The 6,057-nt window shown below is 66.1% G+C and carries 5 protein-coding genes; 3 read left to right on the top strand and 2 right to left on the bottom strand.

Features of this window, described 5'->3' with window-relative positions:
- Both L288_RS36150 and L288_RS36145 read left to right on the top strand, forming a co-directional pair.
- The coding region (locus L288_RS36150) for a DUF6537 domain-containing protein (protein WP_021239055.1) at positions 1-1,271 on the top strand (1,271 nt) is incomplete at its 5' end.
- A gap of 56 nt (positions 1,272-1,327) precedes the next feature.
- Positions 1,328-2,302, top strand: coding sequence for a LysR family transcriptional regulator (locus L288_RS36145; protein WP_021239054.1), 975 nt, complete (start codon positions 1,328-1,330; stop codon positions 2,300-2,302).
- Here L288_RS36145 and L288_RS36140 read toward each other — a convergent pair.
- Positions 2,299-3,213, bottom strand: coding sequence for a LysR family transcriptional regulator (locus tag L288_RS36140; RefSeq protein ID WP_021239053.1), 915 nt, complete (start codon positions 3,211-3,213; stop codon positions 2,299-2,301). The two genes, L288_RS36145 and L288_RS36140, sit on opposite strands and share 4 nt — an antisense overlap.
- A 105-nt stretch (positions 3,214-3,318) precedes the next feature.
- Here L288_RS36140 and L288_RS43195 point away from each other — a divergent pair, with 105 nt between their 5' ends.
- Positions 3,319-4,290 carry a helix-turn-helix domain-containing protein gene (locus tag L288_RS43195; protein WP_021239052.1) on the top strand — a complete coding sequence of 324 codons (972 nt, stop codon included), beginning with the start codon at positions 3,319-3,321 and terminating at the stop codon, positions 4,288-4,290.
- Here L288_RS43195 and L288_RS36130 read toward each other — a convergent pair.
- Positions 4,276-5,991: an acyl-CoA dehydrogenase family protein gene (locus L288_RS36130; RefSeq protein ID WP_021239051.1), complete on the bottom strand. Its 1,716-nt coding sequence runs from the start codon at positions 5,989-5,991 to the stop codon at positions 4,276-4,278. The genes L288_RS43195 and L288_RS36130 overlap by 15 nt on opposite strands.
- Between the last annotated feature and the right edge of the window lie 66 nt (positions 5,992-6,057).

Raw genomic sequence — 6,057 nt, 5'->3', positions numbered from 1 at the left:
GCGGGACCGGCGTGGTGACGATCGGCGCGCTGCTCGTCATGGCGGCGCATATGCGCGGGCTGAACGCGGGCGTGCTGGATCAGGTCGGCCTGTCGCAAAAGGGCGGGGCGGTGACCAGCCACATCAATTTCGGCCGCGGAAACATCGCTGCCTTGCGGATTCCGCCGCGTCAGGCGGGGCTGATCATCGCCTGCGACCAGATCGTGGGCAACGCCAGGGATGTGATGGCGGCGATCGATCCGGGCCGCACCTTCGTCGTCGCCAATGCCGATACGGCGGTGACCGGCGATTTCACCTCCGACCGCAGCGCCATAGTCGATGCCACCCTGCTGCACCGCCGCCTGATGGCGCGGGCGGGATCGGACAATTTTGCCGCGCATCCCTTCACCCGGCTGGCCGAACGCCTCCTTGGCGACGCGATCGGCGCCAACCTCATGATGCTGGGCTATGCATGGCAGCGCGGCTGGCTCGACATGGATGGCGATGCGTTCGACGCGGCGATCAGGCTGAACGGCGTGGGCGTCGGCATGAACCGCGCCGCGCTGCTGTGGGGACGTCTGCTCGCCATCGATCCCGCCCCTGTGCTGCGCAGCGCCGGACTTGGGGAGGCGCAGGAGGAAACGGCGGACGCCCTGATCGCGCGGCATATCGCCGACCTCACCCAATATCAGAACGCCTCCTATGCCGCGCGCTACGGCGCCGCCATCGACCGCATCCGCCGCGCCGAAGCCGCGCTGAACGGGGGCACGGCGCTGACGGAGGCGGCGGCGCGCTCGCTCTACAAGCTCATGGCCTATAAGGATGAATATGAAGTCGCGCGGCTCTACACCGACGGCGCTTTCGCCAAAGCGCTTGCGGAACAGTTTGACGGCGATGTGCGGCTTCAGTTCCACCTCGCCCCGCCGTTGATTGCGAAGCGCGATCCGCTGACCGGCCATTTGCGCAAGCGGCGCTTCGGGAAGGGGACGATGCCGCTGTTCCGGCTGCTCGCCCGCATGCGCTTCCTGCGCGGCACCGCTTTCGACATTTTCGGCTTCACCCATGAACGGCGAGAGGAAAGGGCGCTCGCCACGGAGTTTCTGTACATAGTCGAAACTCTCGCGTCCGGCTTGACGGCCGCGAACAGGGACGCGGCGCTGGCGATCGCCCGGTTGCCGATGGAGGTTCGCGGCTATGGCCATGTGAAGGAGCAGGCTGTCGCCCGCTACCGCGCGGACATGGCCGCTCACCTGTCCCGCTTCGCCGCCCCCGGCCTTCCCGTGGCAGCGTGAGCGGCGCGGGCAAAAGAGCGTTGAGTTGCGGGTCTGCCGGGGATAGTTGAGGTGGAGTGAACCTGGACCTCAACCTGCTTCGAATCCTGCCGGTGCTGGCCCAGACGTCCAGCGTCACGCGCGCCGCGCATCTTCTGGGCATGAGCCAGTCGGGCCTCAGTTCGGCGCTTTCCCGGCTGCGCGGGCAATTGGGCGATCCGCTTTTCGTCCAGACCAACAGCGGCATGCAGCCGACCGACCTTGCCCAGCGCCTGATCAGCACCGCCTCCCACATGGTGGCGCAGATCGAGCGTGATCTGGAAGAGACGGCGACCCTCGCGCCTGAAATGCTGGAGCAGGAATTCGTCATTTCGATGGGCGATGCGGCCGAGCCGACCATCCTCCCGCCGCTGATACAAAGGATGCGGCGTGAACATGCAGGCGCCAATGTCCGCTCCGTCACGCTGGAGCCGGAGGAGCTGCCCGCGCGCATGGGGGATGGAAGCGTCGAGGTGGCGGTCGGCTTCTACCCGGAACTTGAACAGGACAGTTTTCACCGGCAAACCCTGTATGAGCAGACCTTCGTCTGCCTGGTCGCGGCTGACCATCAGGTGAGGTCGGATGAATTGACCTGGGACGAATTCACCTCCTACGGCCATGTCGCCGTCGCATCCCATTCGCGCAGCATGCCCTTGTTCGAAAAAGCGCTGCGGACGCAGGGGCACAACCGGCGCATCGTGTTGCGCACGCAACATCTTCTGAGCCTGCCTTTCATCGTCGAGGTGACGGATTTCATCGCGACGGTGCCCTTGTCGCTGGCGCTGCTGCTGGCGAAAAGCAACCGCGTCCGCATCGTGAAGCCGCCCTTCAACCCGCCCGTCTTCACCGTCCACCAATATTGGCACAGCCGTTTCGACGGACAGCCGCGCAGCCGCTGGCTCAGGCGCAACATCGCCGCCCTGTCTTCCGAACGATCGAAATGGCTCGAACGCATCGAATATTTCGCGGCGGCATCGGGCGAGGCCGGGGTGACGGAAGACGGCAGGTCCTAGCCTCTGCCAAGGAACAATTCGGCCAGTTGCCTGCGTATCCAGCGGTTTCGGGGGTGCCGGTCATAGCGCACATGCCAATATTGGCTGACGGCAAAGCCGGGCACGTCCAGGGGCAGCGGCGCGGTTTGCAGGCCATAGCGCTCGCCAAGCTCATCGGCCAGGACGGACGGCAGCGTCGCCAGCAGGTCGCTGCTGTTCAACGCATAGGGAAGGCCCAGGAAATGCGGCGTCGACAGGACGGTCCGCCGCGAATATCCGCGCTTTTTCAGGAAGCGGGTCAGCGCGACTTCGCTTCGGCCTGCCCGGATGATGCGGATGTGGCCGTAATGGAAATAGGCGTCGGTGGAAATGCGGCCGTCCTTCATCGCCGGATGTCCCGCCGCCGCGACGCAGGTGAAACCCGTGTCGAACAGCTTCTGGCGCTTGAAGGTGGACTTGCGCAGTTCGGGATAGAAGCCGATGGCCAACTCAATTTCCCCGGCCTCCAGCACCGCCGTCAGATCCTGAGGATCAGGCGCATCGACGATCAGCCCGCTCTGCGGCGCCGCTGCGACGATGCGGTCGAGCAGGGGCGGCACGATCGTCGGCTCCCCGGCATCGCTCAGCGCGATGCGGAATGGCGCATCGAGCATGGAGGGGTTGAACTCCGCCTCCGTTGCCAGATCGCCTTCCAGCGTGGAGATGACATGCGACACCCCCTCGATCAGGCGAATGGCAAGCGGCGTCGGCTGCATGCCGGTCGCCGTCCTGACGAAAAGCTGGTCGTCGAGCTGACGGCGCAATCTCGCCAGCGCGGAACTGAAACCGGGCTGGCTGAGCCCCAGCTTCGCCGCGGCTTGAGACACGCTGCGCGTTTCCCGCAGCGCGGGCAGGAGCTTCAGCAAATTAAGGTCGAGCCGCGTGGAATGCATTATCGCTATTTGAGATAGAGGAAATCCTGACCCGTTTATTGCGCAATTTAGCTCAAGGGGCAATCCTCCTTCCAAAGATCGCAACTGGCAGGAGAGGCGCAGGACATGGAGCAGGTAGCGCGCAAGACCGGCTGGTCTGACCAATGGGATCATATGCGGACCCCGGCCCCCGTTCCCCCTGCCGGAGAGCGCGCCGGGGCGGAGGAGCGGACGGCCGATCTCTGCGGCATCAGCCTCATGCACCTGCGCGGCGATGGAACGCGGCTTGAGCGGCCGGAAGGCGGCGCCGGTTGCCGCCACATCATCCTGCTGGTCCAGCTTGATGGAAGCTGCACCGTCGCCCACCGCCAATCCACCGTGCACCTGTCCGCCGGGGACGTGACATTGCTCGATTCAGAACGCTACTTCACTCTTGAGACAAGCACGGGATCGAGCCAGATGCTGGGCTATATTCCCTTCGCCGAAGTGATGTATGGCATCCCGTCCGCGGCTCTCCCGTCGCCGCGCCGGATGGAAAGCGATGACGCGCTCGCCGCGCTCGCCGCTCCGCTCATGGCGTCGCTGGCGCAGCAGATGAACCGGCTCGACGGAGAAGGCGGCAGGTGCGCGCGCCAATTGCTGGTGGAACTGACGCGGGGCCTCATCAACCGCCAGCGCCAGCGGCCCGTGCTGGTCGAGCCCATCCCGGACCCGCGGGTGCGCCATTTCATCGACGCCCATCTCGCCGACCCCGATCTCAATCCGGCGAACATCGCGTCGGGATGCAATATCTCCGTGCGGCGCCTGCACAGGATCTTCTCGACCACGCCATGGTCCGCTTGCGGCTGGATTCGCAAGGAGCGTCTGGAGCGCTGCCGCAGGGACCTGACCGACCCGGCGCTGTCGGACCTTTCCGTCACGCAGATCGCGTTCCGCTGGGGTTTCAACGATGCGGCGCATTTCAGCCGCGCCTTCCGCAGCGCTTATGGGGAAAGCCCGTCCGAAGCCCGGCGGGCCGTCGATGCGCCCCGATATGCTGACATTCCGCGTGCCGTGCTGCGCGCCCGCCTTGAGGAAAGCGGTTCAGCCCGCCCCTGACGCCGCCAGATCGGAAAAGAGCGCCAGCCGCTCCGCCCCCAGCAGCGCAAGCGCGGCGGCCTGACGGGAGCGCGCATCCAGTTCCGTGAGGAAATAGCGCGCGCCCGCCTGCACCGCCCGCGCCTCAGGGCCTTCCGCAGTCTTCGTCAGCAGGAAAAGCGCGGTCCATCCCGCCGCCGCCAGCGAAGCCAGTTCAAGGAAATGGGTCGCTCCCGCATCCGCTTCTTGAGGAGCGTCCTGCCAGCCGGTCAGCTGCGCGGCGGTCTGCTTCAGGCGGTCGAGCACTGGCGAGAGAAGCGCCGCATCCTCTTTGCGCGCCTTGGTCAATGTGTCCGCCGCAAGGGCCATGAAGACGTCCAGTCCTTCACCCCGTTCGCGCCACAACCGGCGATGAAGGATGTCGATCGCCTGCATGCCCGTCGTGCCTTCGAACACGGAAAAGACGCGCGCGTCGCGCAGGGCCTGCTCCACCGGCCATTCGCGCGTATACCCCGCGCCGCCCAGCACCTGAACCGCGTCGCTGGCAAGATCGAATCCGGTGCGCGCCGCCATGTCCTTGGCAAGGGGCAGCAGCCATTGCGCCAGCGCCAGCATGCGCGTCCGCTCATCGGCGTCCGGCGACCGTTCGGCAAGGTCCAGGCTGGCCGCCGCCGCCAGTCCCACGCCGCGAATGGCCTCCAGCCGCCCCGCCATGGAAAGAAGCTGGCGCTGCACATCGGCATGGCTGGCGATCGGCACGGGCGGCTGGTCGGCGGGTCCGCCCTGCTTGCGCTCGGCGGCATAGGCGATCGCGATGTCCACCACCTTGGCCCCGACGCCGCATCCTTGCGGATTGACCGAAAGGCGCATGCGCAGGACCATGTCGAAAAGCTGCTGCAATCCCCGGCCGCGCTGCCCGATCAACGTCGCTTCGCTGCCCTCGAACCCCAGCGCGCAGGTGGGCGAGCCATGCAGGCCCAGCTTCTCCTCGATCCGCCGGGTAAAGACCTGGTTCCGGCTGCCATCGGCCAGACGATCGGGGACGAGGAAGAGGCTGAGGCCCCGAACGCCCGGCGCATCCTCCGTCCGTGCGAGCAGCAGATGGCCGATCCGTTCCGACAGGTCATGATCGCCGAAGGATATCCAGCATTTCTCGCCAGTGACGCGCCACGTCTCGCCGTCCAGCGCCGCGCGGGTGCGCACACGGCCCACATCCGATCCGGCATCGGGTTCCGACATGCATATGGTGGTGTTCCATTCGCCGCTCGCCAGCTTCGGAAGCCATTCCTTCTGCACATCTTCGGGCGCATGGGTGGACAGGAGGAATGCGCCCGTCCGCGTCGGCGCCGCCAGCATGCTGAGGCTGGGCGATGCGCGATTGGACAATTCCTCAAAGGCGGTCTGGACCAGCAGGGGCAGGCCCTGCCCGCCATGATCGGCCGAAAGATTGAGCGTGAGCCAGCCTGCGGCGGTAAAGTCCGCCCATGCCTGCCGTTCGACAGCGCTGATCCTGACCCGCCCATCTTTGACCCGGCATCCTTCCCGATCGAAGCTGCTGTCCTGCGCCGCCCATCGATCCTCGAAGAAACGGGCGGCCTCGTGCAGGACCATCGCTGCCGTATCCGTATCGAACAGATCGGGATCGACCGCGCGGAGGCGCGCCGCGAGCGGCGATGCTTCCATGTGGAAGAGGAGGGCGGCGGCGTTGGTGGCAAAGGACATGACGCTGTTTCCGGCAAGAATAAGGGACGGGCGGGCCTAAGGCAGAAGGCCGCCCTTCAGTCGCGA

The organism is Sphingobium quisquiliarum P25 (assembly GCF_000445065.1).
GTDB classification, from domain to species: domain Bacteria; phylum Pseudomonadota; class Alphaproteobacteria; order Sphingomonadales; family Sphingomonadaceae; genus Sphingobium; species Sphingobium quisquiliarum.
Note: the sequence above shows the minus strand (reverse complement) of the source record. Positions and strands in the feature narration are given on the sequence as shown.

What these genes read in the sequence shown, in the direction of transcription:
- L288_RS43195 (WP_021239052.1), top strand. Translation starts at nt 3,319, where the DNA reads ATGGAGCAGGTAGCGCGCAAGACCGGCTGGTCTGACCAATGGGATCAT.
- L288_RS36140 (WP_021239053.1), bottom strand. Translation starts at nt 3,213, where the DNA reads ATGCATTCCACGCGGCTCGACCTTAATTTGCTGAAGCTCCTGCCCGCG.
- L288_RS36130 (WP_021239051.1), bottom strand. Translation starts at nt 5,991, where the DNA reads ATGTCCTTTGCCACCAACGCCGCCGCCCTCCTCTTCCACATGGAAGCA.